The sequence below is a fragment of the Ruminococcus champanellensis 18P13 = JCM 17042 genome, assembly GCF_000210095.1.
Classification (GTDB): domain Bacteria; phylum Bacillota; class Clostridia; order Oscillospirales; family Ruminococcaceae; genus Ruminococcus_F; species Ruminococcus_F champanellensis.
On the sequence record NC_021039.1, the window covers coordinates 2042453 to 2066985 of the forward strand.

The 24533-nt window shown below is 53.0% G+C and carries 26 protein-coding genes; 17 read left to right on the forward strand and 9 right to left on the reverse strand.

Annotated features, from left to right (window positions below; all coding sequences use genetic code 11):
- Positions 1–45 precede the first annotated feature (45 nt).
- The 3 genes from RUM_RS09385 to RUM_RS09395 are packed head-to-tail and all read left to right on the forward strand — an operon-like array spanning position 46 to position 2278.
- Positions 46–474, forward strand: a complete 429-nt coding sequence (locus tag RUM_RS09385; protein ID WP_041326389.1) for a Fur family transcriptional regulator — start codon at positions 46–48, stop codon at positions 472–474.
- Entirely contained in the window at positions 471–1436 is a 966-nt protein-coding gene (locus RUM_RS09390; RefSeq protein ID WP_242821763.1) for a metal ABC transporter substrate-binding protein, read from the forward strand. The genes RUM_RS09385 and RUM_RS09390 overlap by 4 nt, the downstream gene beginning before the upstream one ends.
- 2 nt (positions 1437–1438) lie before the next feature.
- Positions 1439–2278: a metal ABC transporter permease gene (locus tag RUM_RS09395; RefSeq protein WP_015558879.1), complete on the forward strand. Its 840-nt coding sequence runs from the start codon at positions 1439–1441 to the stop codon at positions 2276–2278.
- Here the strand turns inward: RUM_RS09395 and RUM_RS12710 are convergent.
- Positions 2268–2411 (reverse strand): hypothetical protein, encoded by a 144-nt coding sequence (locus RUM_RS12710; RefSeq protein ID WP_015558880.1) that lies wholly within the window; start codon positions 2409–2411, stop codon positions 2268–2270. The two genes, RUM_RS09395 and RUM_RS12710, sit on opposite strands and share 11 nt — an antisense overlap.
- A gap of 16 nt (positions 2412–2427) precedes the next feature.
- Complete coding sequence (locus tag RUM_RS09400; protein WP_015558881.1) at positions 2428–2859, reverse strand: hypothetical protein; 432 nt, start codon at positions 2857–2859, stop codon at positions 2428–2430.
- Positions 2860–2977: 118 nt separating this feature from the next.
- Here RUM_RS09400 and RUM_RS09405 point away from each other — a divergent pair, with 118 nt between their 5' ends.
- Genes RUM_RS09405 through nadA form a run of 3 tightly spaced genes read left to right on the forward strand, consistent with a single transcriptional unit; the run spans position 2978 to position 5764 of the window.
- Complete coding sequence (locus RUM_RS09405) at positions 2978–3523, forward strand: hypothetical protein (RefSeq protein ID WP_015558882.1); 546 nt, start codon at positions 2978–2980, stop codon at positions 3521–3523.
- A 26-nt stretch (positions 3524–3549) separates the two neighbouring features.
- Positions 3550–4869 (forward strand): AI-2E family transporter, encoded by a 1320-nt coding sequence (locus RUM_RS09410; protein WP_015558883.1) that lies wholly within the window; start codon positions 3550–3552, stop codon positions 4867–4869.
- Positions 4841–5764 carry a quinolinate synthase NadA gene (nadA, locus tag RUM_RS09415; protein WP_015558884.1) on the forward strand — a complete coding sequence of 308 codons (924 nt, stop codon included), beginning with the start codon at positions 4841–4843 and terminating at the stop codon, positions 5762–5764. Before RUM_RS09410 ends, nadA begins: the two co-directional genes overlap by 29 nt.
- Positions 5765–5818: 54 nt before the next feature.
- Here nadA and RUM_RS12455 read toward each other — a convergent pair whose 3' ends face one another.
- A complete protein-coding gene (locus tag RUM_RS12455) occupies positions 5819–8809 on the reverse strand; it encodes a GDSL-type esterase/lipase family protein (RefSeq protein ID WP_015558885.1) in 2991 nt (996 codons plus the stop codon).
- Positions 8810–9054: 245 nt separating this feature from the next.
- Here RUM_RS12455 and RUM_RS09425 point away from each other — a divergent pair, with 245 nt between their 5' ends.
- The gene (locus RUM_RS09425; RefSeq protein WP_015558886.1) at positions 9055–10260 is read left to right on the forward strand and encodes an SGNH/GDSL hydrolase family protein; all 1206 of its coding nucleotides are present in this window, start codon (positions 9055–9057) and stop codon (positions 10258–10260) included.
- A 57-nt stretch (positions 10261–10317) separates the two neighbouring features.
- Here RUM_RS09425 and RUM_RS09430 read toward each other — a convergent pair whose 3' ends face one another.
- The 5 genes from RUM_RS09430 to RUM_RS09450 form a co-directional block, all read right to left on the reverse strand.
- Positions 10318–11277, reverse strand: a complete 960-nt coding sequence (locus RUM_RS09430; protein WP_015558887.1) for a YitT family protein — start codon at positions 11275–11277, stop codon at positions 10318–10320.
- Between the two features lie 62 nt (positions 11278–11339).
- A complete protein-coding gene (locus tag RUM_RS09435) occupies positions 11340–12617 on the reverse strand; it encodes a putative glycoside hydrolase (protein ID WP_015558888.1) in 1278 nt (425 codons plus the stop codon).
- 76 nt (positions 12618–12693) lie between these two features.
- The gene (locus RUM_RS09440; protein ID WP_015558889.1) at positions 12694–13257 is read right to left on the reverse strand and encodes an Rnf-Nqr domain containing protein; all 564 of its coding nucleotides are present in this window, start codon (positions 13255–13257) and stop codon (positions 12694–12696) included.
- Positions 13254–13868 (reverse strand): Rnf-Nqr domain containing protein, encoded by a 615-nt coding sequence (locus RUM_RS09445; RefSeq protein ID WP_015558890.1) that lies wholly within the window; start codon positions 13866–13868, stop codon positions 13254–13256. Before RUM_RS09445 ends, RUM_RS09440 begins: the two co-directional genes overlap by 4 nt.
- Positions 13858–14817 (reverse strand): RnfABCDGE type electron transport complex subunit D, encoded by a 960-nt coding sequence (locus RUM_RS09450; protein WP_041326390.1) that lies wholly within the window; start codon positions 14815–14817, stop codon positions 13858–13860. The genes RUM_RS09445 and RUM_RS09450 overlap by 11 nt, the downstream gene beginning before the upstream one ends.
- Positions 14818–14860: 43 nt before the next feature.
- Between RUM_RS09450 and RUM_RS09455 the strand changes: the two genes are divergently transcribed.
- Positions 14861–15478 (forward strand): adaptor protein MecA, encoded by a 618-nt coding sequence (locus RUM_RS09455; protein ID WP_015558891.1) that lies wholly within the window; start codon positions 14861–14863, stop codon positions 15476–15478.
- Here RUM_RS09455 and rpe read toward each other — a convergent pair.
- Positions 15390–16049, reverse strand: coding sequence for a ribulose-phosphate 3-epimerase (rpe, locus tag RUM_RS09460; protein WP_041326767.1), 660 nt, complete (start codon positions 16047–16049; stop codon positions 15390–15392). The two genes, RUM_RS09455 and rpe, sit on opposite strands and share 89 nt — an antisense overlap.
- Before the next feature lie 199 nt (positions 16050–16248).
- Between rpe and RUM_RS09465 the strand changes: the two genes are divergently transcribed.
- The 9 genes from RUM_RS09465 to tsf all read left to right on the forward strand — a co-directional run bounded on the left by RUM_RS09465 (position 16249) and on the right by tsf (position 24491).
- Positions 16249–17238, forward strand: coding sequence for a biotin--[acetyl-CoA-carboxylase] ligase (locus tag RUM_RS09465; protein WP_041326391.1), 990 nt, complete (start codon positions 16249–16251; stop codon positions 17236–17238).
- Between the two features lie 66 nt (positions 17239–17304).
- Complete coding sequence (gene recD2 / locus RUM_RS09470) at positions 17305–19524, forward strand: SF1B family DNA helicase RecD2 (protein WP_015558893.1); 2220 nt, start codon at positions 17305–17307, stop codon at positions 19522–19524.
- A complete protein-coding gene (locus RUM_RS09475; RefSeq protein ID WP_015558894.1) occupies positions 19505–20218 on the forward strand; it encodes a ComF family protein in 714 nt (237 codons plus the stop codon). Before recD2 ends, RUM_RS09475 begins: the two co-directional genes overlap by 20 nt.
- The gene (gene mreB / locus RUM_RS09480) at positions 20215–21225 is read left to right on the forward strand and encodes a rod shape-determining protein (RefSeq protein ID WP_015558895.1); all 1011 of its coding nucleotides are present in this window, start codon (positions 20215–20217) and stop codon (positions 21223–21225) included. Before RUM_RS09475 ends, mreB begins: the two co-directional genes overlap by 4 nt.
- 7 nt (positions 21226–21232) lie before the next feature.
- Positions 21233–22090, forward strand: coding sequence for a metallophosphoesterase (locus RUM_RS09485; RefSeq protein ID WP_015558896.1), 858 nt, complete (start codon positions 21233–21235; stop codon positions 22088–22090).
- The gene (locus RUM_RS12715; protein ID WP_015558897.1) at positions 22087–22224 is read left to right on the forward strand and encodes a sortase B protein-sorting domain-containing protein; all 138 of its coding nucleotides are present in this window, start codon (positions 22087–22089) and stop codon (positions 22222–22224) included. Before RUM_RS09485 ends, RUM_RS12715 begins: the two co-directional genes overlap by 4 nt.
- A 50-nt stretch (positions 22225–22274) precedes the next feature.
- Entirely contained in the window at positions 22275–22583 is a 309-nt protein-coding gene (locus RUM_RS09490; RefSeq protein WP_015558898.1) for a PRC-barrel domain-containing protein, read from the forward strand.
- Between the two features lie 157 nt (positions 22584–22740).
- Complete coding sequence (rpsB, locus tag RUM_RS09495; protein WP_041326392.1) at positions 22741–23487, forward strand: 30S ribosomal protein S2; 747 nt, start codon at positions 22741–22743, stop codon at positions 23485–23487.
- Positions 23488–23567: 80 nt separating this feature from the next.
- Positions 23568–24491 (forward strand): translation elongation factor Ts, encoded by a 924-nt coding sequence (gene tsf / locus RUM_RS09500; RefSeq protein WP_015558900.1) that lies wholly within the window; start codon positions 23568–23570, stop codon positions 24489–24491.
- The last annotated feature ends 42 nt before the right edge of the window (positions 24492–24533 follow it).

Genomic DNA, 24533 nt, shown 5'->3' on the forward strand with positions numbered 1-24533 from the left:
AGTAAAATTGAAAATGATTCTTAATTTGATTTTGGAGGGATCCTTTTGGAACGGAATGCAGGCTATCATACCCGGCAAAAGGCTATGATCTATCAATATATTCTGGACAACCGACAGCGGCACATCACCGCTACGGATATTGCCAGTTTTCTTGCGGCTGAGGGAACACCTGTGGGGATTGCCACCATTTATCGCTATCTGGACAAGCTGGTGGAGCAGGGGGAGATCCGGAAGTACATTATGGATGAAAAAAGCAGTGCCTGCTATCAGTATGTAGAGGAGCATGCGACCTGTCCGCTGCATTTTCACTTAAAATGTGTGCGATGCGGAAAGCTGATCCACACGGATTGTAGCTACCTGCAGCAGATCGATCGACACATCCTGGAGCATCACGGCTTTCATGTGGATCATTCCAAAACCGTATTTTATGGGGTGTGTCAGGAGTGCAGTCAGACAGAGGAGGATAAGAAGTGAAAAAATGGATGCTATGGCTCATGACCCTTTGTCTTGGTATAAGCATGCTGAGCGGATGCACCTGGCCGGGAGAGCAGTCCGATGGCACTCTGCATGTAGTGACCACTGTTTTCCCCAGCTATGATTTTACCCGACAGATTGCCGGGGACTATGCTCAAGTCACCATGCTGCTGACTCCCGGCGCAGAAAGCCATTCCTATGAGCCAACCCCGGCGGATGTGCTGCGGATCCAGCAGTGCGACCTGTTTGTGTATATCGGCGGAGAGTCCGAGGTCTGGGTGGAGGAGATCCTCCAGAGTCTGGAAGGGAAGAATATCCGGACCCTGCGGCTCTTTGATTGTGTTGCACCATTGGAGGAGGAAGAGATCGAGGGGGCTGACCAAGGGCACGAACATGAACATGCCCATGAGGAAGAAACGGAATATGACGAGCATATCTGGACAGCACCCCAGAATGCCCTTGCCATGTCGAAGGCAATTGCGGATTCCCTGGAAGCTGCGGATCCGGCCCATGCAGATGCATACCGGCAGAAGCTGGAGGCATACAGCAAGGAGCTGACGGAACTGGATGCCGACTTTTCCAGAACGGTTTCAGAGGGAAAGCGGCGGGAAATCGTGTTTGGTGACCGGTTTCCGTTCCGGTATTTTGCCCACGCCTACGAACTGGAGTACTATGCGGCATTTTCCGGATGCAGCAGCGAAACGGAAGCCAGCCCTGCTACCATGTCCTTTCTGATCCGACAGGTCAAGGAGGACAGGATCCCTCTGGTGTTCTACACAGAGTCCTCTAACCATAAGATTGCTGATCGGCTTGCAGAAGCTACCGGTGCAAAGACTGCGCTGTTTCATTCCTGCAACAATGTAAGCAAGGAAGAATTGGAGTCCGGTGCAACCTATGTATCTTTGATGCGGCAGAATCTTGATACACTGGAACATGCGCTGAATGACGAGTTAGGAGCATAACCATGAACGATTTTTACAGTATGCTGACACCGGAATTTCTCACGGTGATCCTGCTGCCAGCACTGATCGGCGGCATTGCAGTGACCCTTTGCTCCAGCCTGCTGGGGGTGAGTCTGGTACTCAAGCGGTATTCCATGATCGGGGACGGGCTGTCCCATGTGGGCTTTGGCGCCCTGTCCGTAGCAGCAGTCATGAATCTGGCACCTCTGAAGGTTGCGATTCCTGTGGTGATCCTGGCAGCGGTATTTCTTCTGCGGCTTTCGGAGCACTCCCAGCTGAAAGGGGATTCCGCCATTGCGATTTTCTCCACCTCCGCCCTTGCCATCGGCGTGCTGGTATCCTCCAAAGCCGGGCTGACCAATGACGTAAGCCACTATATGTTCGGCAGTATTCTTGCCATGAGCCGGGAGGATGTGCTGCTGAGCGTGGTGCTGTCTCTGCTGGTGATTGCCGCATACATGCTGCTGTATCACAAGATCTACGCCATTACCTTTGACGAGGATTTTGCAAAAGCCACCGGCACCAATGTACGGTTTTACAATCTGCTGCTGGCGGTGCTGACCGCTGTTACTGTGGTGCTTGGCATGATGATGATGGGGGCGCTGCTGATCTCCAGTCTGATTATTTTTCCTTCTGTTACCGCTATGCGAGTCTGCCGCAGCTTCCGGAGCGTGGTGATCTGTGCCGCTTTGGTATCGGTGGTCTGCTTCCTGTTCGGCTTTTTCCTGTCCCTGACCTTTGATACCGCACCGGGCGCAAGCGTTGTAGTGGCGAACCTGGTGGTATTCCTGCTCTTTACACTGATCGGCAGACTGCGCAGCGGCGGCAAAGCTACTGCTTGATCTGCTGTCTGCTGCCGTTCCAGATGCGGATCTGTTCCGTGTCGGGGACGGCAGTGCTTTGCGTTGGGGGCGTTTTGATGGGTCTGGGGGTATAGATCTTCATTGCAACCTCTTGTTCCTGCTTTTCATCCATGGTTATGCACTCCTTTTTATAAAAATGGCTTCAGCTCATTGACAAATGCCTGTTCATGCTCCAGGATCTTCTGTCCCTGGATCTGTAACTGTGCAGGCACCTTTTCACTGTGGTTCAGATGCTGTACCAGCTGGATGATGCCCATCTGGCTGCCCTGCATCATCATCTTTGCCAGCTTTTCGTCTGTCACATGGCATGCTGTCTTCCACCGGATCATCAGATCCATCCACAGTTTCAGCATGCAGCCCGGCTCAGTTGGCACATCATACAGTCCCTGGATCTGCTGGGTCAGTTGATCTTTCTGCTGCTGGTAATATTGCAGCTGTCTGTAAAGTGTCAGCTTAAAATGTTCATTTTTCGCCTTGGAGAGGATCCCACGAATCGCATCGGCGCCCAGTGCCGCATTGTAATAAAAGGCATTGAGCAGGGAAAGCATTTGCTTTTTCATAAAATTCCACATTCCTTCCGGTGTTGCCCTTGCTTTTTTGCTGTGCATTTGTTATACTAATAGTGTATCATGTTTTGCGCCGTTTAAACATGGCGTTTCAAAGATCGGAGTCGGTTTTATGACCAATCAGAAAACCAGTTTATCCAAAGCCATGCTGCTGGGCATCGGCAGTATGCTTTTGTCTGAAATTCTCTGCCTATTTGTGGCATTCAGCTGTGCCATGCTTGCAGTTTCCGTGCCTGCCGCCAAGTGGTTCAGTCTCCTTTGCACCACTGGAATCCATTTGGGACTGATGGCAGATTATGCTGTAAAAATCGCAAAGCGGGATCGGGTGGAGGAACGCCGCTTTCAGCAGCCCTATCGACAAAGCCGTCCCTTCTGGATGGCTCTTGCATCCATTTCACCTTTGCTTTTGCTGTGGGTTCTGCTTCTTCTGTGCCGGATCGGCAGCTGGGGGGATTTCTTGCCGGCGTACCGGCTGCTCAATGCCCATTACTTTCAGCTTTTGAATTTGCTGACCGGATCCGGTACCCTGGCGGATGTGAGTCTGGGGCGTTTGTGCGTGATTCCTCTGTGCTTTCTGGTGACGTTTTTATGCATTGTGGCAGCCTACTGGGTGGGCTATTCTGGAAAATCCACAACGGACATGCAGTACGAGAGCTGATTGCTCAAAAAGATTGGAGAAGGCTTATGAAATTCCGGTTTAATTCTCATTATAATACCATTGCTGCCTATGTGGTACTGGTGTTTGCGGTCTGTCTGGCACTGGTGGCGGTGGTGTTTCGCTTCAGCACGCTGATGGAATATGTACACCGTCTGTTCAAGGTGATTGCGCCCATTACCTGGGGCATTGTGATCGCCTATCTGAGCACGCCGTTGCTGACCTTTTTTGAAAAATATCTGAAGAAGTGGATCAACCGGAAAAAGGAACATAATAAGCTGATCCGTGTGATTTCCATCTTCCTGTGTATGTCCATTCTGATCCTGTCCATCGTGGGCATCGTGTACGCTGTAATCCCGGAGATCATCAGCAGTATGAAAAACATCTTTACTTTGCTGCCGGATTATCTGAACAACCTACAGCAGTATCTGACCAATCGGTTCAATTCCTTCATTCAGGATAATCCAGAGCTGGGGGAGAAGCTGACCAACAGCTTCTCCAGTATGCAGGATATGCTGTTGGGACTGGCGGATGAATACAGTCCCAAGCTGGACAGTCTGCTGGACAAGGACGGCGTGGTGGCAAATGTAACCAGCAGTGCCTATGCATTTCTCATTACGCTGAAGGATTTTTGCCTGGGTCTGTTTGTTTCGGTGTATCTGCTGTACAGCAAGGAATTGTTCCTGGCGCAGATCAAAAAAGTGGTGCATGCGCTCTTTTCCAAGCGGCACTGTGAGTTCATTTTCCGCATCGCTTCCCGCACCAATTATACCTTCATGCATTTCTTCTCCGGTAAGGCAGTGGATTCCCTGATTATCGGCATGCTGTGCTTCATCATTCTCACCATCATGAAAATGCCTTATGTGCTGTTGATCTCCATTCTCGTAGGCGTTACCAATATGCTGCCCTTTTTCGGCCCCATTATCGGAGCCGTGCCCAGTGGTCTGCTGATCCTGCTGTCCGAGCCGGATCGAACGCTGGCGTTTGTAATTTTCATCATTCTGCTGCAACAGTTTGACGGTAACATTCTCGGTCCAAAGATCCTGGGCAATTCTCTGGGCTTGTCACCCTTCTGGATTATGTTTGCAATTTTCCTGGGCGGCGGCATGTTCAATTTCCTGGGGATGGTGGCATTTGTACCGCTGTTCGCCGTACTGTATGCCTTCTTCCGGGACAGCGTGAACCAGCGGCTTTCCAAAAAGCACCTACCTGTAGGCAGTGAAGCGTATATGTCTCCCGGCATGATCACTCGGGAAAATCCAAAGCCGGTGCCAGCTGAAAAGCCTGCGGATACTAAAAAACAAACGGAGGACAAACCACATGATACAACAGATTCAAAAGGAAATTGAACAGGTTAAACAAAAACTGGATGTGGCAATTATGGCACACAGCTACCAGGGGCATGAGATCCTGGAGGTAGCGGACGCAGTGGGGGACAGCTTTCAGCTGAGCAAGCAGGCACAGGCTTGCGGTCAGTCCAGAATCCTGCTGTGCGGCGTGCATTTTATGGCGGAAACCGCAAAGCTGCTTTCTCCGGAAAAGCAGGTATACCTTGCCCATCCAGGGGCGGTATGCCCTATGGCGGAGCAATTTACTCCGGAGCAGATTCTGGCGGAAAAGGAAAAGTATCCGGGTTGCAAGGTGGTGGCATATATCAACACCACAGCTGCATTAAAGGCGGTCAGCGATGTGTGCGTCACTTCCTCCTCTGCGGAGCAGATCGTCCGGAACATAGATGCGGAGGATATCCTCTTTATTCCCGACTGCAACCTGGGCAGTTATGTCCAGAGCCGGGTACCGGAAAAGCGGATTCACCTGCTTTCCGGTGGATGCCCGGTACATGCTTCCGTAGAGCCGGAGGATCTGGCTGCGGCACGGGTACTGCATCCGGGTGTGGAGATTCTGGTGCATCCGGAGTGCCGGAAGGAGGTCACTGCCGCAGCGGATTTTGCCGGTGCAACCTCTGCCATCATGGCGTATGCCAAGCAATCGGACAAGGATGCATTTATCATCGGCACCGAGATCAGCATCACGGAGCACTTACAGTATGCCTGCCCGGACAAGCAGTTTTATGATCTATCCAAAAAGCTGATCTGTCCGGATATGAAGCTGACCACGTTGATGGATGTGCTCCATACCCTACGACAGATCGCCGGGGATACCGCCCAGGAGATCCTGATCCCGCCGGAGATTCAGTCCGCCGCCCGGCATTCCATTGAAGAAATGCTTCGGCTGGGAAATTGAGCAGAAAATTGCATATAAAAAAACAGCCATCGGAAACCCGGTGGCTGGTTTCATTTATTTTACATGCTCTGCAAGGGGCGTAATGTTCTGATTCTTCACTGCCTGGGCAACCAGATTGGCAACCGCTTTGGCACCGGTTTCGGTGAAATGGGTCATATCCGTGCTGCCTTCCACTGCCGAGATCAGATGATAGGTATACGCCGTATCGTAGCCAATGGTGTTGTAATGCGCCACCATCAGGCTATTCAGGTCGATGCAGGGAATGTTATATTTTGCGGCAATATCCTTCATTGCCTGGCAGTAGTTCCCGTAGCTGTTGACGAATTTTCCGCCGGAGTATGCCTTCAGTCCAATGACGGTAGTCACCAGAATGGGAGTTGCGCCCTTGTCCAATGCTCCCTCCACATACTTTTCAATGTAGAACTCAAAGGAACCGTTAGTGGGATTTGTTGCCGAGCCGCATACCGGCGCATACCGCTCTGCGTTGGACGCAGCGGAGTCGTTGATGCCGAATTGAACCATCAGATAATCTCCGGCTTTGATCTCGCCCAGAATGGTATCCAACCTACCATTGTCATAAAAGCTCTTGGAGCTTCTGCCGGCAATGGCACGGTTGCTGACAGATACGCTGCTGTCGAGATAATCTGCCAGATATGCGCCCCAGCCCTGCTGCGGTGCGTAGCTTGCCCGATAGGTCTGGACGGTGGAATCTCCGGCAATGTATATAGTGGGATTGCTGCCGGCAGGCTGGGTCTCGGCGGGCTTTACATAGGTTTCTGCAATGGGCTCATCCGTCTGCTCCAGGGTGATATAGTCCATGTTGGGGCCGCCCTCTGCGGTATCAGATACAGCGGTAATGGAATTGATGCCTGCCTGCAGGGGCAGAACAATGCCTCTGTCCTGCCAGGTGGTCCAGGCACCAGTTGTGAGGAAATCCTGGCGCCAACGGTCGGTGCCTCCGTTAACGCTGAGCATCATAGCCCGGTTATTGGCACTGCCGTTTGCGACCCGGAAGGTCACCAGATAATTGCCGGTCTTGGGCACGGATACCCGGAAGGTCACGCTGCTGCCCAATTCATTGTTCAGATTCAGATAGGCATCAGCCGTGTAGCCTGCATTGATGGTTTCTGTAATACCCTGGGTGAAATCTGCTTTGATGGCATCATACCGGGCAATCTGCGCAGCCGGGATCTCCCGGATCATCCGGGCTGCATACTTTTGCAGCAGAACCAGGTCTGCAACCGTTGCACTGCCGTCATAGTTTACGTCTGCCGCCAGTTCCATGGCTTTTGTGCCAAAGCCGCTGTTCAGCGCTTGCCGGAACAGGACAATATCCACAGCGTTCAGAATCCCGTCATCGTTGAGATCTCCCTTGATGAGCACCTTGACAGGTTCTGTGACAACCGGCAGGGAAGCTGCCTCCAGCTTCCAGCGCTGGGATGCAAGGCCGGTGTAAGTGGACTCAACCACATTTCCGCCGTTTGCTGTGGAACTGTCTGCGGGCATCAGTGCGCTGCGCCCGTTGGTCACCTTTGTGCCGATCCGGAAAGTCCCATCCCCACAGTCGATGAATTTGTACAGCTGCGCATCAGAATGGGTGTTCTGATAAATGCCGATGTTGGTTCCGTCCTGGGTTTTGCCGTAATCCACATCCAGCAGGAAGGTGTTGCCGTCTCCCAGCATGGAATATATGTAGTAATAGCCATCATTCTGTCCGGAGGGTACCACCTTCCACAGATTATGCTGCTGTACGCCATTGGCACCCCACTGCTGCACATTGGCACCGTTTTCCGCCTTGCCCTCCTGCACCTCCAGATACAAGCCGCTGTTCACATTCTGAATCTGATAGGTGGTATTTGCCGGAAGCTCCGTTCCGGGCAGTTCCGAGATGGTGGAGAAAGACACGCTTTTTGCCACCAGTTCCGCCAGCACCGTTGCGCCGGCACGGTTTGGATGCAGGGTATCCGAATCAATATACAGGGTATCTGTAACAGTTTGCCCTACGGATTTACAGTGGTTGTAGAACAGCTTGAACAGGTCGATGCACTGCACATTCTGCTCGCTGGCAACCTGCTTGACGGTGCCATTGAACCAGCGTCCGCTGTCCGCATTCAACGCAGAGTTGGAGATGTCACCCTGACGTCCCTGCTGTGCAACCAGGATCACCGTAGCGCCCTTTGCTTTAGCCTGCTTGGTCATGGAGGTGAGGGCATTGTAGTATGCCTCCTGGTTGGAGTAGTTGGTATCGTTGATGCCGATGGAGATGAAATAGTAATCTCCCGGTTTGATGTATTTGAGAATGGCGTCAAACTGCCCGTAGTTCATAAACGCTTCTGCATACTGTCCGCCGGTCGCCATGTTCCGGACCTGGTACACATTGGTGTCAATGAACCGGGGGAAGATTTGTCCCCAGCCAGCCTGCGTGCTGGTCGCCAGAGGGTAGTAGTTGCAGACGGTAGAATCCCCACAAAGCCAGATGGTAGGTTTCATCGTGGGATCGCTGGACAGCTTTGTGATCTCCAGGGCACTGAGCGTGTAGGGATATCCATCCTTCCCGGCGGTACAGTTGATATTCAGCTGACCGTCCGTAATGGGGATCTGGAAGGTATCCGTTGCGTTGTTGCCCGTCAGATTCATCAGCTGATATACACCTTCTGCAGCTACACTGGTGCGGTTAGTATTGCCCAAAGTCACCGTAACCTGATACAGCCCGTTATCCAGATCTACGTCAAAGGTGTTGTCCGTAGAAACACCGGATGTTACGAACTGAACTGCATCGCTCAGTGCGCCGCTGCCGGATGCGGTAACGTTTTTCATATTTCCCGGTGTCCGGAAGCCATAGCCTCGCTGCGCAGAATAGCTGGTGGATGCATCCACTCCGATGTATCCGTTTTCCGTACCGCCTGCACCAAAATCAAAGCGGTAGCTGCTTGGCGCTGCGGATACGGACTGGCTTTCACTGATGTCCGGCAGGCCAGCCAAACAGGTGCATGCCATTGCCGCTGCAGACAGCATGCCCATCAGGCGTTTCAACCTGAACTTCATAATCATTCCCCCTTGTGTCGTTTGCATTCTAACCTTTTATAGATTGATTGTAACATTATGTACACAGTCTGTCAATATATATAGTGCAATTAGAACAGAAATGTCATATAAATAGTACAAAAGCACAGCTGGAACGCCTACAAGGTTGACGGAGCCGTTTTCCTCTGCTATAATAATACTGAACGACAACACCGCACAAGCCTTGTTGGATGTTGCCTTAAAATGAGAAACCGGAGCGTGAAACCATGCGTCAGAATCATATCGCCCTGGCAGCGGCTGCTGTGCTGCTGACAGGCTGCGTAACGGGCTGCTCCTCTGCACAGCAAAGCAGTCAGACACCTATATCCACCACCGCAGAATCCTCCGCTCTGTCCGACTCGGACAGAGCGCTGATTGACCGTTCCCTGGCATCTATTGGGAATACCAGCCGAATCCGGGCTGCCATGGATCGAGCCAAAACCGGCAATGTGACCATCGGGTTTATTGGCGGTTCTATTACCGAGGGCATGACAGCAGGGGGGAACGACTGCTATGCAGCACGTACCCATCAGTATTTCCAGACGCAGTTCGCCGAAGGAAAGGAAGTACAGTACGTCAATGCTGGACTCAGCGGCACCTCCTCGGTACTGGGATTGCTCCGGGCACAGAAGGAATTGTTTCAGTATGCGCCGGATGTAATCTTCATTGAGTTTGCAGTCAATGACGCCCAGGATGCACAGCACCGCATTGCCTACGAAAGCCTGGTAAAGGAATGCTTGAATCAGCCACAGAAGCCGGCGGTGGTATTGCTGTTTACTGTGCTGAAGGACGGGTACTCCTGTCAGGAACAAATGGCACAGATCGGTGCAGCCTATGACCTGCCCATGATCAGTGTAGGAGACGCACTGAACCCGGCGTTCCAGTCCGGTGACATGCAGTGGAGCGAATACTCCGATGATACCTCTCATCCCAACAAATTCGGACATCAGCTTGTGGCATCCATGCTTTCCAATTACCTGGACAAAGCTGCAACTCAGCCTCCGACCGAGGAGAAGCTGCCGGAGACGCCGGTATTCGGAGATGGATACATGGGGGCAACCCTGCTGGATATGTCCGCAGTAGCCGTAACAGGATATGGCTCCTTTGAACCAAAAAGCTTTTCTATGCTGTTCGATCGGGGATTCGCTGCCAAAGCGGACGGTACAGCGCAGCCTCTGTGCTTTACGGTTACAGGAAAGAAGCTGTTTTTGGTGTATACCGCCCAGAACAGCGTAGATTGGGGCATTGCCGGTGTGTATGTAAACGGACGACTGGCAAGCACAATCACTGCTAACAGCAAGAACGGCTGGGGTGATCCGGCAGTGGAACTTGCTTATGAAAGCGACACCCCGCAGGAATTACAAGTGCAGATCTCCATGCTGGCAGAGCAGGAATCCAAGCAGTTTCAGCTTCTTGGCGTTGGAGTGCAGTAAAAACGACACCACATAGGAAAAGCCGTACTTGCAGAGCATGCAGGTACGGCTTCTTTTTTACTTTGATGCAGCAGGAATGGTTTGCTGTTCCACTGGTTTTGGGGAATTGTTTTTCACGTCCTGGTTCATTTTGAATACGTCTGCCACATCGCTGATGGTGATATAGGCGGCAGGATCGATGTTATGGACGATGGTTTTCATCTTGCTGATCTGGAACCGGTTCAGTACAATATAGATCACGTTCCGGTCAGCTCCGGAATAAAAGCCCTTGGCGGAGAGGATGGTCATACCTTGTTCAAACTCCAGGGACAACGCCTTGCAGACTTCCTTTTGCTTGGCGGAAACGATCAACGCCGCCTTGGAACGATCCAGACCTTCTACGATAAAGTCCACGGTTTTTAGTGCCGCCATGTAGGTGACGATGGAATACAGGGGAAGGATCCAGCTGTGCATCACAAATCCGCAGACAATGTACAACAGAATGTTGTATGCCATGACGAAAGTACCTACGGTAATGCCCAAGCGTTTTGCAAAGATCACCGCCATGACTTCGATGCCGTCCATGGCGCCTCCGTACCGGATGGCAGTGCCACTGCCCAATCCGGATATCAGACCGCCGAACAGGGCGCAAAGCAGCAGATCCTCTCCGGCAAGGGGGGAGGCGATGCTCACATCCACCGGCAGAACGTCCGTGATGAGCCATGCTCCAAGGGAATAGATGGCGACGGAATAGATCGCATAGATCGTAAACGTGATCCCCTGTTTTTTCAGACCATACAGGAACAGAGGAACGTTCAGCAGGATCAGAAACACGGAAAGGCTCCAGGCATCCGGCGTGATCTGCGCAAGGAGCATAGAAGTACCGGAAATGCCGCTGTCGTATAATTTGACCGGCGACAGAAAAATCGTGACGCCAAAAGCGTTGATGATGCCTGCAATGGTCAGCATCAGAAAATTCCTTGGATTCAGGCGCTTTAGGGCGCGTTTGTACTTGAGCAGTTTGTGGGTTCTTTTCATGGACATCCTCCTGTTCTGTCGGGGGCGGATCGGTTTCAGCAGCCGTTTGTGCGGTGCTGTTTTTACTTAAACATGTATTGCGTGTAACCGTTTTCACGCAGCCATGCTTCAGCCTGTGTCTGCTCCTGCTGCCGGAAGGATCGCTCCCGGAAACAGGGGATCAGGTGCATATCGCCGCAAAGCTCCTGAGCGATGGGCATCAGCACCTGTAGCTTTTCCTGCATGCTTAATCCGGACATGCTGATCTTCTGGTTGTTGTGCCAGAAGGAATCCCGGAAGGAATTCGGATCAATATATACAACGGCGCTTGGGGTGTTGAGCATTACCGGCTGCAGCGCCTCCGCATCCCGATTCAGTGCATCATACAGAGAAAAGGTATACATAGCACCACCCCCTTGCTGGGAAGCGGTCTGGTGTACACCGTTGAGCACCCGGATCAGCCCTTCTGCACGGTTTTGCTTACTCTGCACCGGACTGCCCAGCAACTCCAGATCCGTGTCATAAAAATGAGGGTAATCCAGGTCAGTACAGAGGATATTCTGAAAGCCTGCCTGCATGATTTCAGCAGTCAGAGCCTGTAAGTATGCCGCTGCAGAATCAGAGAAGGGTGACATCCAGGGCTTGCCGCCCTTTTCCGGCTTATTGTCCAGCCACCTGCTGTAGCCATCCTCCAGCAAAAATCCGGCGGTCGTATCATAAGTAGGGTAGTAGGCATCATCCAACAGGGAAAGCTTGGCAATGGCAGAAAGCTGGTGGCTTTGTATGCTTTCTGCAATTTCCCGGATGGTCAGTGTCGCATCCTTACATGCACCGCTGGCGACTGCACCCTTTACCTGGGATTGATACAGCAGAGCACCTCCCTCGATTTTCAGAGGCACGATCACACAGCATCCGGCGGGGATTTCCTGCAAAGCAGCATCCAGCGCCTCCGGGCTTTTCAAAGCGTCCTCCTTGAGAAACCTTCCTACATATTCAAAGGATTTCAGTCCGATATCTGCGGCAGGCACAGCTCCGGTTGTGGTAACAGACGAGGTGGTTTCCGGGTCTGATGCAGTTGTGGTCAGCTTAGCAGTTGTGACTGTCTCCGTTGGTGTTGGTTCAGAAGCAGGTTCTGTGACGGTCTGGGAGGAATCCGGCGTGGATTCTGTACCTCCCGTCCATTTGTGGAGCAATCGGCTCAATGGCTCGGCGGCAAGGTATCCTGCCACCACCAGCAGACCAATCATCAGCATGGTCAGTAAAACGGACAGAACCGAACGGAACCGGTGCTTTGTATGGAACATATTGCGCTGTCTGCCCCGGCGGGAGTAGACTTTGCGCCCTCTTGGATCTCTTCTCATGAATGGGTCTCCTTTGTTTTTCTTTTGTTCTTTGTTTCTTTCTCTATGTCACCAAGCCTGCTTGGTGCGGTGTTGCCTATATAATATTTGCGGCGTAAAGCGCCATACTTAATATGCCGATATAAAGCAGGATCGCTGGATATCCCCGGACGCTGGCAGGCACTCGCTCACTGGTCAGCTTGGGGTACACGGCTTTCAGCGTCCATGCGCCGATCACGAACCCCAACCCGGCAGTCAGCCCGAACCGCAGACTTGCGGACAAACTGCCGCTTTGCTCGGCATTCAGCAGCAGAGTGCCCAGTACGGCACAGTTGAAGGTACACAGGTGCACATATTTCCGGAACCGATAGAAGGTGGGTCTGCCCACTGCGTGAAGGAATACCAGCAGGAAGATGTACAGCACTGCCAGTACCAGGATATATGCCACCGGTCGGTATGCAATATCTAAAGCCGGAAACAGCTGGTTGACGCCATAGGTGATGCCGCAGCCCAGGGTGGTCAGAATGGTGACCATCAGACCGATTCCCACAAAATCCGTTTTGCTTTTTGCAGAAGCGGTAATGGTACTGATACCCAGCGCCTTTGTAAAGATCAGATTGGCTGTAATGGCGGTCAGGAGCACAGAAAGCAGATTGTTCATGCTGCACGCTCCTTTCTGCGGCGGAACAGGATCCGCAGCTTATGGAAGCATACTGTCAACAGTCCGGTCACAAGGAATCCGCCTGGGACAGTGGCAAGACCCGGCATGACATGGCGGAAGCCGGTCATATTGCCGAACATGGTTCCGTAGGCAAGCAGTTCCCGGATAAATCCCACCAACAGGGCTGCAAGATCAAAACCCAGAATGTAGCACAGCAGGGTCACAAATAAGGTTACGCCGTCCTGTCGGTTGAACAAAAATTCTGTTTGCGTGGTAATCAGACTGCTGACCGTCAGCAGGGGCAGGTAAATGCCCATAGCTTCAAACTCCAGGGGAAAATATTCTGCGCAAACCTGGGACAGGGGGACATACACCAGTGCAGCAATCAGACTGTATACTATAATACGAAGCCCATACACCAGCCGCCGGGGCACAAAGGAGGAAAGCATCACGGAAATGAAGGACAGCATGGAGAACATCAGACACAACACCAGGGCATGCGCAAGGGTATCGGCACAGACGATAACCGGGCCGGCAATCAGTCCGCCGATAAGCACCGGATTTTTGTAAAAGAAGCCGTCGTAGATGGTCTTTTTGCGTTTAGCGCTCATGCTGTTCCACCTCCTGTTCCCGATGGGTACGCCGGTATTGCTGCCGACGGCGGGCATATTCCATCTGCCAGCTTTGGGATTTCAGAAATTGTGCCAGCGGACTGAGCAGGATGGCAGTAATGGCCACAGCATATTCGATTTCGGCGAAGGTGGTCAGATACATAGAAAGGATGGCTGCCAGAAAACCGTAGAGAATGCCCCCAAGGCTTTTCGGCGCAATCCGCTGATCCGCAATCAGGAATACGGCCCCGAACAGGGTCATATTGCAGCCCAGAAGCTTGATTATATAGTCAAAATCCGCCCCCGCCAGCAGGCTCATGAGCAGATATTCCAACAGAAAGGTTACCAGCGTGGAAATGGCAACACTACGCCGGGCGATCAGAATGAAGACACCCACCGTCAGCAGCAGGATGCAGCCGGTTCCCATAGGACCGGGCAGTGCGCCCAGCAGCAGCTTGTCACTGAGATCTATCATTCGGTTGGCATGGAACTGGGCGGAGGCAGACATGGTGTATGCCGCATCGATCTGATTTCCGAGCGGCAATGCAGTATAGGGCTGGGGAAACTGGAGCAGCTCCGTGCCGAATGCCAGTATGGAAAATGTATAGCCGACAGCAGCAGGCGGAAACAGCAGATTTACTCTGCCGCCGAACAAGGCTTTTCCAATGATAATTGCTGCAAAACAGGTTATGATAAGCGTATCATAGCGCACAGATGCCGGCATCATCAGAGTCAGCGTCAATCCTGTATTGACTGCATCCAGATGGGCAGCCCGTATAGGCTGATTTCGTAGATGCAGACACACAGCGTCCAGAGCCAGACAGGTGCCGGATGCGATCAGCGCCAGGATCAGCACCCGGATGCCGTAATAATAACCGGAAAGAATGAGCAGCGCAAGCTGGACAAGAAACAGATCCAGCACAACGGCAGCTGCCGTTTTTCTATGCAATGGGAGCACCTCCTTGAATTTTATGTGAAAGGAACAGCCGTGTATGACCATGTATCGGATCAGCCCCACCGCCGTAAAGATTCATATGACCGGGGCGGAGCTGCGTGCTTACCGGGTCACCTTTGACCTGTTCGGACAAAATGAGCCGGCAGTCATGCGTCTGCTGGAGGATCTGGTGGCGGCTGCTGTCCGGCGCTTGGGAATTCCGCTGGCTGGCAGCAGGATCTGCGTCGAGGTTTTTGCACGCAGGGACGGCGGCTGTTATATTTACCTGTCCGCAGCGGATCGCACAGAGCAGACCGGAGCGGTACAGGATGTGATGCTGTATGAATTTGAGAAGATGGCGGATCTGATTCAATGCTGCCGGGGCTGTCTTGCTTGCTGGCCTGCCTGCGGACAAAGCGCCTGTTACCGCAATGCCGGACGGTACCGACTGGTACTGCGGGTGCCCCAGCCGGATCAGCAGCGGATCTGCATGCGGATGGGGGAATTTGCTGCACCGGCGCAAGCTACGCCCCAGCTTCTGGCACAGACCCTGGAACATTTCCAATGCGTCGCCTCCGGGGATGCTGTTACCCGGCTTGCGGGCTGGAGTCATCTCCCCGCAGCAGAGCCGCAGCCCGGAACGGATCCGCAGCCTGGAACAGATAGCTGCCGGTAACAAGCTCATTGGCTCCTGCCTGTCGGGCAATGGGTGCGGTCTGGTCGTTGATGCCCCCGTCTACCTGAATACAGAGTTTTGGATAGTCCCGGCGCAGCTGTCGAACCTTTTCCGTGGTATCGGGCAGATAGCTTTGTCCGCCAAAGCCAGGCTCTACGGTCATAACCAGCACCATATCCGCCAGGGACAGGTAGGGGATCACGTCCTCCACCGGTGTGCCCGGCTTGATGGCGATACCAGCCTGACGGCCTGTCTGTCGGATCGCTTCCAGAGTTGCCCGGGGATCACTGCTGCTTTCCAGGTGAAAAGTGATCCGGTCTGCTCCGGCTTTTGCAAATGCTGATACATACCGCAGGGGATCGGTGATCATCAGATGCACATCCAGAAACAGCTTTGTATGCCGCCGGATGGCGGAAAGCATGGGAATGCCAAAGGAAATGTTGGGAACAAAGACTCCGTCCATCACGTCGAAGTGTACCATATCGATCTGCCATGTGCGAAGCTTGTCCAGAGCCTCACCCAGGTGACAGATATCTGCGCCTAAAATGGATGCGGAAACAATCGTATTCACTTGAACCTCCAAAGAAACGGTTTCGGGCAAAGTCCGGGAAGCCTGTGCAAGGATCACAGACAGCAGATTGCCCAAATACCATAATCCACACTTATTTATATTATACAGCAAGCGGCAGCAAAGGTCAAGGTACAGTTGACGGTTTCCCACGGATGTGCTATACTTTTTTTGAAGCTGATCGGGAAAGGGCGGATGGGCATTGACCACAAAGGAACAGGTACGAATGGAACTGGAGCGTGCCGGCGGCGGATTTTTATCCGGCACTCAACTGGCACAGCAGCTTGGAGTAAGCCGGAACGCTGTCTGGAAAGCCGTGCAGACACTCCAGAAGGAAGGTGTACCCATGCAGGCTGTGTCCAACCGGGGCTATGCCATTCCTCCGGCAAAGGCGGGACTTTCTGCTCCGGGGATCTATGGACATCTGGCTGATCCCAAACGATATTTCCTGCATGTACACGACACCGTGACCTCTACAAATACCCTTCTGCGGGAGCTTGCCCAGCAGGATGCACCGGAGGGAACAGTGGTGCTTGCCAATGCACAGACTGCCGGACGTGGCAGATGCGGCAGAGTTTTTTACTCTCCCTGCCGTTCCGGCATTTACATGAGCCTGCTGCTACGGCCGAAGCTGCCGGTGGAGGAAACGCTGTTTATCACTGCGGCGGCAGCAGTTTCCGTAGCGGATGCCATTAACGCAGCTGCCGGTGTACGAACCCGAATCAAATGGGTGAATGATATCTACTTACAGGAGCGAAAGGTGTGCGGCATCCTGACCGAAGGTGCGCTGGATCTGGAGAATGGCATGCTCCGGTATGCAGTGCTGGGCATCGGCATCAATATCGCCCCGCCGGAGGATGGCTTTCCCCCGGAGCTGTCCGGCATTGCCGGATCCCTGTTTCCGGACGGGCAGGTGCCGGAGGGCTTTGCGGACAAGCTGGCAGCAGGGGTGCTTTCCGCTTTTGATGCCAGATACCGGGCGTTGCCCTCCCATGATTTTCTGACCAGGTACCGGGATCAATCCATGCTCACCGGCAGACAGGTGACGGTGGTGCAGGGGGAACGGGAGCAGGAGGCTCTGGTGCTTGGAATCGATGATGCCTGTCGGCTGCAGGTGCGGTATCCGGATGGCTCAGAAGCAGCACTTTCCTCCGGGGAGGTACGGATCCGTCCCCATCTTGGCGAAAAATGATTGCATTTTCCAAGTGCATCGTGTATAATAAAACAGTATGCAAATCCGGAGCAGAGGGGGGATACCATGCAGGAGCCGGAAAAGCGGATGCTCCGTTTAGAGGGCGTTGTGGATAAGGTTCTGTTCTTTAATGAACAGAACGGATATATTGTTCTGGAGCTGGAAACGGATCAGTCCATAGAAACCGTAGTGGGGGAGCTGGGAGAGATCGAAGACGGAGAGACCCTTCTGGTGGAGGGGGAGTATATCACCCACAGCAAGTTCGGCACACAGTTCAAGGCATCCTATTGTGAGCGAAAGCTGCCCAGTACGGCGGAGAATATCCGGAAGTACCTGTCCTCCGGCACCATTTCCGGCATCGGTCCCTCCCTTGCCAAGCGGATCGTGGACGTATTCGGGGATGAGACCCTGGAGGTCATGGAGCATCAGCCGGAAAAGCTGCGCACCATCAAGGGCATTTCGGAGAAGAAATGTCAGGAGATCGCCCGGGAGGTGCAGAAAATTTTTAGTCTGCGCACCCTGATGATCTACTTATCCCAGTATCACATTCCCGCCCGTTATGCGATGAAAGCCTTTCAGCAATGGGGTGTCAACAGCCGGGATGTGATTGATGGGAATCCCTATGCATTGTGCGGCGAGTTGGTGGGACTGCCTTTTCAGAAAGCGGAGGTGCTTGCCCGTTCGTTGCGGATCGCTCTGGATTCGGATCAGCGGATTCTGGCTGGTTTGCAGTATTTGCTGACCGAAAACACCTTCAGCGGACATACCTGTCTGCCCCTGGATAAGTTGCAGCCTCTTTCCTGCAAATATCTGGGCATTGGAGAACAGGACTTTTATGCCAACTACAATCAGGCTCTGGAGAATCAGCAGCTTTATGAGTACAAAAAGGGAGAACGGGAGTTTGTCTACCTGCCGGAATATTATATTGCCGAATCCTACATAGCGGATCGGATCAAAGTGATCCTGGAATTCAGTGCTCCGGAGGATTATGACTATGAGGCGCTGATCGACCTGGAGGAGCAGGAAAAGCAGATCAAATACGAATCCCTGCAGCGCAAGGCAATCACCACTGCCTTGTCCCGGGGACTGATGGTGCTGACCGGCGGCCCCGGCACCGGTAAGACCACCACACTGAACGCCATCATCTCCCTGTATGAAAAGCAGGGAAAGAAGGTGCTGATTGCCGCCCCCACCGGCAGAGCCGCCAAGCGGATCTCAGATCTGACCGGCTATGAGGCAAAGACCATTCACCGCTTGCTGGAGGTGCAGTTTGACAGCAACGAACGGCTCACCTTCAAGCACAATGAAAAGGATCCATTGGACTGCGAAGTGCTTGTGGTGGACGAAATGTCCATGGTGGATGTGCTGTTGTTTGAGCATCTGCTTCGGGCGCTGAAGCTGCACTGTCGTATCGTTCTGGTAGGGGACAGCGATCAGTTGCCTTCGGTAGGGGCTGGAAACCTGCTGCGGGATCTGATCGATGGAGGCTGCATCCCGGTAATCGCTTTGCAGGAGATCTTCCGGCAGGCGCAGCAAAGCTGCATTGTCACCAATGCTCACCGAATCGTCCGGGGTGAGGATCCGGATCTGATGCAAAAGCAGAACGATTTCTTCTTTTTGCAGCGATTGAAGCCGGAACCAGCCTGTGAACTGGTGATTTCTCTGTGCCGGGATCGTCTGCCAAAGGCGTATGGCTTTGATCCGCTGAATGACATTCAGGTCATCGCACCTGCCCGGAAGGGGACACTGGGCGTCATTGCTCTGAACCAGGCGTTACAGGAGGCGCTGAACCCAAAGAAAAAGAGCATGGCAGAGTGCAAGACGGCGCTGTACACCTTCCGGGTGGGGGACAAGGTGATGCAGACCCGGAACAATTACGATATCCTCTGGAAAAAGGACGGAGAGCAGGGTACCGGCATTTTCAACGGAGATATCGGGCGGATCCTGGAGATCAACCGGGCGCAGATGATGGCAACCATTGACTTTGACGGGCGGATCACACCGTATCCCCTGGATGTGCTGGATCAGCTGGAGCTTGCGTATGCCATTACGGTTCACAAAAGCCAGGGCAGTGAGTTTGAAGCGGTGGTGATCCCCATTCTGGGAGGCTTTGAAAAGCTGTACTACCGGAATCTGCTGTACACGGCAGTGACCCGGGCAAAGAAGCTGCTGATCCTGGTAGGCTCCCGGAAGAAGATCGAGGAAATGGTACATAATAACCGCAGGACGAACCGGTACTCCTGCCTGCGGCACATGCTGATGCAACATGAACAGGGAAGCAATTAAGGCGTGGCTCCTGGATCTGTTCTACCCGAACCGATGCGGCTGCTGTGGAGTATTCATTCCCTGGGATCAGCTGCTTTGTCCGGACTGTGCAGCGTCCCTTCAGCCGGTTCAGGTTTGTCCTCACTGCGGAAAGGTCCCTTGTAACGGGCAGGAAGCGCTGCCTTACTCCAGGGTGTATGCGGCATACGCCTATGCAGACCGGGCAAAGGACGGAATCCTTTCCCTCAAGCGGGGACATAATCTGAATTTTGCGATGCATCTGGGCAAGGTGCTGGGCAGTCAGATTCCGGCAGGCGCTTATGACTGCATCGTGCCGGTTCCCATGAGTCGGCAGCGGCTCCGGGAACGAGGGTACAATCAGGCGGAGCGCATCGGCGCAGCCATGGGGACATACTGCGGTCTGCCTGTGCGGAAGGATTGCCTGATCCAGCGACAGTCAAAGATCCGGCAGCATGAGCTGGGCGCAAAGGAACGGCAGGAGCATGCAAAGCTGTATGAAGCATCGGAACAGAGACTGGACGGTCTGCGGATCCTGCTGTGTGATGACGTGCTCACCACCGGCAGTACGGCACAGCGCTGTGCACAGCTTTTGCGGCAGATGGGTGCAGCGGATGTGGGATTTGCGGCAGGCTGCACCTCTATCAGGAAATGCCGTCCGGAGCATGACAGAAGCTATCAAGCAAAGGAGAAATGAACGTGGATATCGGCATCGATCTGGGTACTGCAAATATCGTTATGACCATGGGGAAACGGGGCGTGGTACTCAATGAGCCTTCTGTAATCGCCTTCCACAAGCGGACAGAACGGGTGGTCGCCATCGGACGGAAGGCATACAGCATGATCGGCAGAGCGCCGGATTACCTGGCAGTGGTGCGCCCTCTGAAGGACGGGGTGATCTCGGATGATGAACTGACCCAGTGTATGATCCGGGAATTCATCCTCAAGGTCAGCGGCAGGCAGCTGCTGAAGCCCCGGATCATTATCTGTGTTCCCTCCTTTATTACGGATGTGGAACGGCGTGCTGTTATGGAAGCTGCCCGAAGCGCCGGATCCCGGAAGGTGAATCTGATCCAGGAGCCGCTGGCCGCTATGCTTGGCGCTGGCGTCAGCATCGGTCAGGCAAACGGACATATGGTGGTGGATATCGGCGGTGGCACCACGGACATTGCAGTGGTGTCCATGAACGGCATCGTTGCCTCCCATTCCATCAAGGTGGCAGGAAACAAGCTGGATGAAGCCATTATTCGGTATGTATCCAACAAGTACAAGCTGATGATCGGGGATCGGACAGCGGAGGATGCCAAGATTCAGCTTACCAATCTGTATGATCCCAGCGAGGATGTGCGGATGACGGTGCGGGGCAAGAATCTGATGCGGGGTCTGCCGGATTCCGCAGAGCTGACAGAGGTAGAACTGTTTGAGGCTCTGGAGGAGGACGTGTTCGCCATTATCGAGGCAGTGCGTCATGTATTGGAGCGGACGCCTCCGGAGCTGATCGGGGATATTTACGACAATGGCATTCTCCTCACTGGTGGAGGTTCCTATCTGGGGGGGCTGGAAAAGCTCATCAGCCGAACGCTGGGGGTGAAATGCCATGTAGCAAAGGATGCAGAAACCTGTGTGGCAAAGGGAACGGCAAAGGCATTCCGGCGGCATGATGTGCTGCTGGATGGCTTTGAAAGCGTGACTTTGTTTAAGTGAGGTGCATATGGAGGAACAGAGCAAAAAGAAGCGGCGAAAAAAGCGGTTGGTGATCGGTGTGGCGGCAGTTTTGCTGCTGAGCGGTTATCTGTACTGGCAGGACAATGATCTGATGCAGACCGAATATACCTGCAATTCGCCGGATGTTCCGGCGGAATTTGACGGCTACCGGATTGTACAGGTTTCCGATCTGCACAATAAATGGTGCGGTAAGGATCAGAAGCGGCTGATAGAAGCCATTCGGGAGGAACAGCCGGATATCATTGTGCTGACCGGAGATATCATGGACGGCAATCATCCGAAGGTGGAGCCTGCCGCCCGATTCTGCGAGCTGGCTGTCAAAATAGCCCCGGTGTATTTTGTGCCCGGGAACCATGAGGCGATGGTGAAAACAGAATACAGGAGAGCCCTTTACGACCGGATGCATGCTTGCGGCGTGATCTTCATGATAGATCGCAATGTGGAACTGTCCCGGGAGGAAGCCGCAATCACTCTGACCGGATTGGAAAGCATCCGGAAGGCGGATTATTTTGCGTTGAAACAGATCTCTGACGCACAGACGGATTTTGTGGTGCTGCTGGAGCATAATCCAACGGATGCCAAAGCCTTTCTCCAGTCAGACGCAGATCTGACGCTTACCGGACACACCCACGGAGGGCAGTTCCGCCTTCCGCTGATCGGCGGCCTTTATGCACCGGATCAAGGGATCCTGCCGGAATACGATGGAGGCGCATTTTACGATGCAGGGCATATGCTCATCATCAACCGGGGCGTGGGAAACAGTGGATTTCCATTCCGGGTGGGCAACCGGCCGGAAATCGTAACCGTTACATTACACCGCACGGAAGGAGGCGAAACAACATGAACTGGATGCAGCTGATTACCGCAATGGACGCAGTCAAGACAGGGGATACCACCCCCATCGCATTGTACGCAGTGCTGGGAGGCGTAGCAGCAGTACTGATTATTCTTTGTCTGGTACTGAAAAAGAAGAAGTAGCCTAATTTCCCTCCGGCAGTGCATACATATGAAAGACCGGAGGTGATCGGATGCTGTACAGCTTTGCGGAATTGTGCCGCAAGGAAGTGATCGACGTGGAAAAGGGCGAAAAGCTGGGGTATGTGGACGATCTGGAATTCGATGCACAGACCGCTGCGGTTGCAGCCCTTGTGATCCACGGCAGGGAGCGCCTGTTTGGTCTGCTGGGCAGGGAACAGGATCTGATGATTCCCTTCCGCCAGATCCGGCTGATTGGTACAGACACCATTCTGGTGGTGCGTGAAGCGGAGCATGGAAGCACAGACAGTACAAAGTGTACAATGTCCAGGAGATTTCATATTGAAGATTTATTTAAATAGACAAGAGAAAATCTCTTGCATTAGTATGAAAAGTGTGATATAATATTTCAGTAATTCACACGCAGCTGTGAACGGGGGTTGGTGCCTTGCAAAAGGTTGTTCCCGACGGGAATCGGCTGCGGCGGGAAAATTTCAAAACCAATAGGAGGACTACACAATGGGCGTAGTATCAATGAAGCAGCTTCTTGAAGCTGGCGTACACTTTGGTCACCAGACAAGAAGATGGAACCCGAAAATGGCTCCGTACATTTTCACCGAAAGAAACGGCATCTACATCATCGACCTGCAGAAGACCGTAAAGAAGCTTGAGGAAGCTTACATGTTCGTTCGTGATCTGTCCGCTGAGGGCAAGAGCGTTCTGTTCGTAGGTACCAAGAAGCAGGCTGGTGATTCCGTAAAGGAAGAAGCGACCCGTGCCGGCGCTTACTATGTAAACGCACGTTGGCTGGGCGGTATGATGACTAACTTCAAGACCATCCAGAGAAGACTGCAGCGTCTGGAGCAGCTCCACGCAATGGAAGCTGACGGCACATTCAACCTGCTGCCGAAGAAGGAAGTTATCAAGCTGAACCTGGAGATCGAGAAGCTGGAAAAGTTCATGGGCGGTATCAAGAACATGAAGCAGCTGCCGGGCGCACTGTTCATTGTTGACCCCCGCAAGGAAAAGATCGCTGTTGCAGAAGCTAAGAAGCTGAACATTCCGATCGTTGCAATCGTAGATACCAACTGCGATCCGGATGAAGTAGATTATGTAATCCCCGGCAACGATGATGCAATCCGTGCTGTCAAGCTGATCGCCGGCACCATCGCAAACGCAATCATCGAGGGCAAGCAGGGTGCTGACAATGCGGCTGCTGAGGCTGCACAGGAAGCTCCGGCTGAAGCTGAGGCTGCTGCTGAATAAAGAATACTTTAAAACCCGGATATGTTGCGATATATTCGGGTTTTCTATACGAAGCTAAATCTGAAATGGAGGATTTCATAATGGCTAATTTTTCTGCTAAGGAAGTAAATGAACTGCGCAAAAGCACCGGCGTAGGCATCATGGACTGCAAGAAGGCTCTGATCGAGGCTGACGGTGATGTAGAAAAGGCAATCACCATTCTGCGTGAGAAGGGTCTGGCTACCCAGGCAAAGAAGGCTGGCAGAGTTGCCGCTGAGGGTCTGGTTGCTGCAATCGTAAACGAGGATCATTCCGTTGGTGCTATCGTTGAGGTGAACTCCGAGACCGACTTTGTTGCAAAGAATGCAGAATTCAAGGAATTTGTAAACAATGTTGCAAAGACTGTAATTGAGCAGAACCCTGCTGATCTGGATGCGCTGAACAATGCAAAGATGAGTGGTTCCGACAAGACCGTTGCAGAGTCCCTGCAGGATCTGTTCCTGAAGATCCGTGAGAATCTGCAGATTCGTCGGTTTGAGCGCCTGGAGGGCATTCTGGTTCCCTATGTACACGGCGACGGCAAGATCGGCGTATTGGTTCAGGTTGCATGTGAGGCTGGCGTAAAGCCTGAGGTTCTGACTGTTGCAAAGGACTGCGCACTGCAGATTGCTGCAATGAATCCGGCTTACTTGTGCAGAGAGGAAGTTCCGGCTTCCGTTCTGGACGAGGAGAAGAAGATTCTGCTGGCACAGATGGCTGAGGATCCGAAGATGGCTTCCAAGCCTGAGCAGGTTCGTGTAAAGATCGTAGAGGGTAAGGTTGGCAAGTACTACTCCGAGAACTGCCTGCTGGAACAGGATTTTGTCAAGGATTCTTCCATGAGTATCACCGAGTATGCAAACAGCATTGCAAAGACCATTGGTTCTGACATCAAGATCACCAAGTTCGTTCGTTACGAACGTGGCGAGGGCATCGAGAAGCGTGCAGACAACTTTGCTGACGAAGTTGCCAGCATGATCAAGTAATCGATAGGCTATATTCCATAAAGAGCACCGATGAAATTCGGT

Bases quoted from the DNA above. Each gene is read 5' to 3' on its own strand.
- RUM_RS09410 (WP_015558883.1), top strand. From the start codon at position 3,550: ATGAAATTCCGGTTTAATTCTCATTATAATACCATTGCTGCCTATGTG.
- RUM_RS09435 (WP_015558888.1), bottom strand. From the start codon at position 12,617: ATGAGAAGAGATCCAAGAGGGCGCAAAGTCTACTCCCGCCGGGGCAGA.
- RUM_RS09485 (WP_015558896.1), top strand. From the start codon at position 21,233: ATGGAGGAACAGAGCAAAAAGAAGCGGCGAAAAAAGCGGTTGGTGATC.
- RUM_RS12455 (WP_015558885.1), bottom strand. From the start codon at position 8,809: ATGAAGTTCAGGTTGAAACGCCTGATGGGCATGCTGTCTGCAGCGGCA.
- RUM_RS09430 (WP_015558887.1), bottom strand. From the start codon at position 11,277: ATGAAAAGAACCCACAAACTGCTCAAGTACAAACGCGCCCTAAAGCGC.
- RUM_RS09490 (WP_015558898.1), top strand. From the start codon at position 22,275: ATGCTGTACAGCTTTGCGGAATTGTGCCGCAAGGAAGTGATCGACGTG.
- RUM_RS09475 (WP_015558894.1), top strand. From the start codon at position 19,505: ATGAACAGGGAAGCAATTAAGGCGTGGCTCCTGGATCTGTTCTACCCG.
- RUM_RS09400 (WP_015558881.1), bottom strand. From the start codon at position 2,859: ATGAAAAAGCAAATGCTTTCCCTGCTCAATGCCTTTTATTACAATGCG.
- RUM_RS09405 (WP_015558882.1), top strand. From the start codon at position 2,978: ATGACCAATCAGAAAACCAGTTTATCCAAAGCCATGCTGCTGGGCATC.
- RUM_RS09445 (WP_015558890.1), bottom strand. From the start codon at position 13,868: ATGAGCGCTAAACGCAAAAAGACCATCTACGACGGCTTCTTTTACAAA.
- mreB (WP_015558895.1), top strand. From the start codon at position 20,215: ATGAACGTGGATATCGGCATCGATCTGGGTACTGCAAATATCGTTATG.
- RUM_RS09455 (WP_015558891.1), top strand. From the start codon at position 14,861: ATGACCATGTATCGGATCAGCCCCACCGCCGTAAAGATTCATATGACC.
- RUM_RS12710 (WP_015558880.1), bottom strand. From the start codon at position 2,411: ATGGATGAAAAGCAGGAACAAGAGGTTGCAATGAAGATCTATACCCCC.
- tsf (WP_015558900.1), top strand. From the start codon at position 23,568: ATGGCTAATTTTTCTGCTAAGGAAGTAAATGAACTGCGCAAAAGCACC.
- RUM_RS09425 (WP_015558886.1), top strand. From the start codon at position 9,055: ATGCGTCAGAATCATATCGCCCTGGCAGCGGCTGCTGTGCTGCTGACA.
- RUM_RS09395 (WP_015558879.1), top strand. From the start codon at position 1,439: ATGAACGATTTTTACAGTATGCTGACACCGGAATTTCTCACGGTGATC.
- nadA (WP_015558884.1), top strand. From the start codon at position 4,841: ATGATACAACAGATTCAAAAGGAAATTGAACAGGTTAAACAAAAACTG.
- recD2 (WP_015558893.1), top strand. From the start codon at position 17,305: ATGCAGGAGCCGGAAAAGCGGATGCTCCGTTTAGAGGGCGTTGTGGAT.
- RUM_RS12715 (WP_015558897.1), top strand. From the start codon at position 22,087: ATGAACTGGATGCAGCTGATTACCGCAATGGACGCAGTCAAGACAGGG.
- rpsB (WP_041326392.1), top strand. From the start codon at position 22,741: ATGGGCGTAGTATCAATGAAGCAGCTTCTTGAAGCTGGCGTACACTTT.
- RUM_RS09440 (WP_015558889.1), bottom strand. From the start codon at position 13,257: ATGAACAATCTGCTTTCTGTGCTCCTGACCGCCATTACAGCCAATCTG.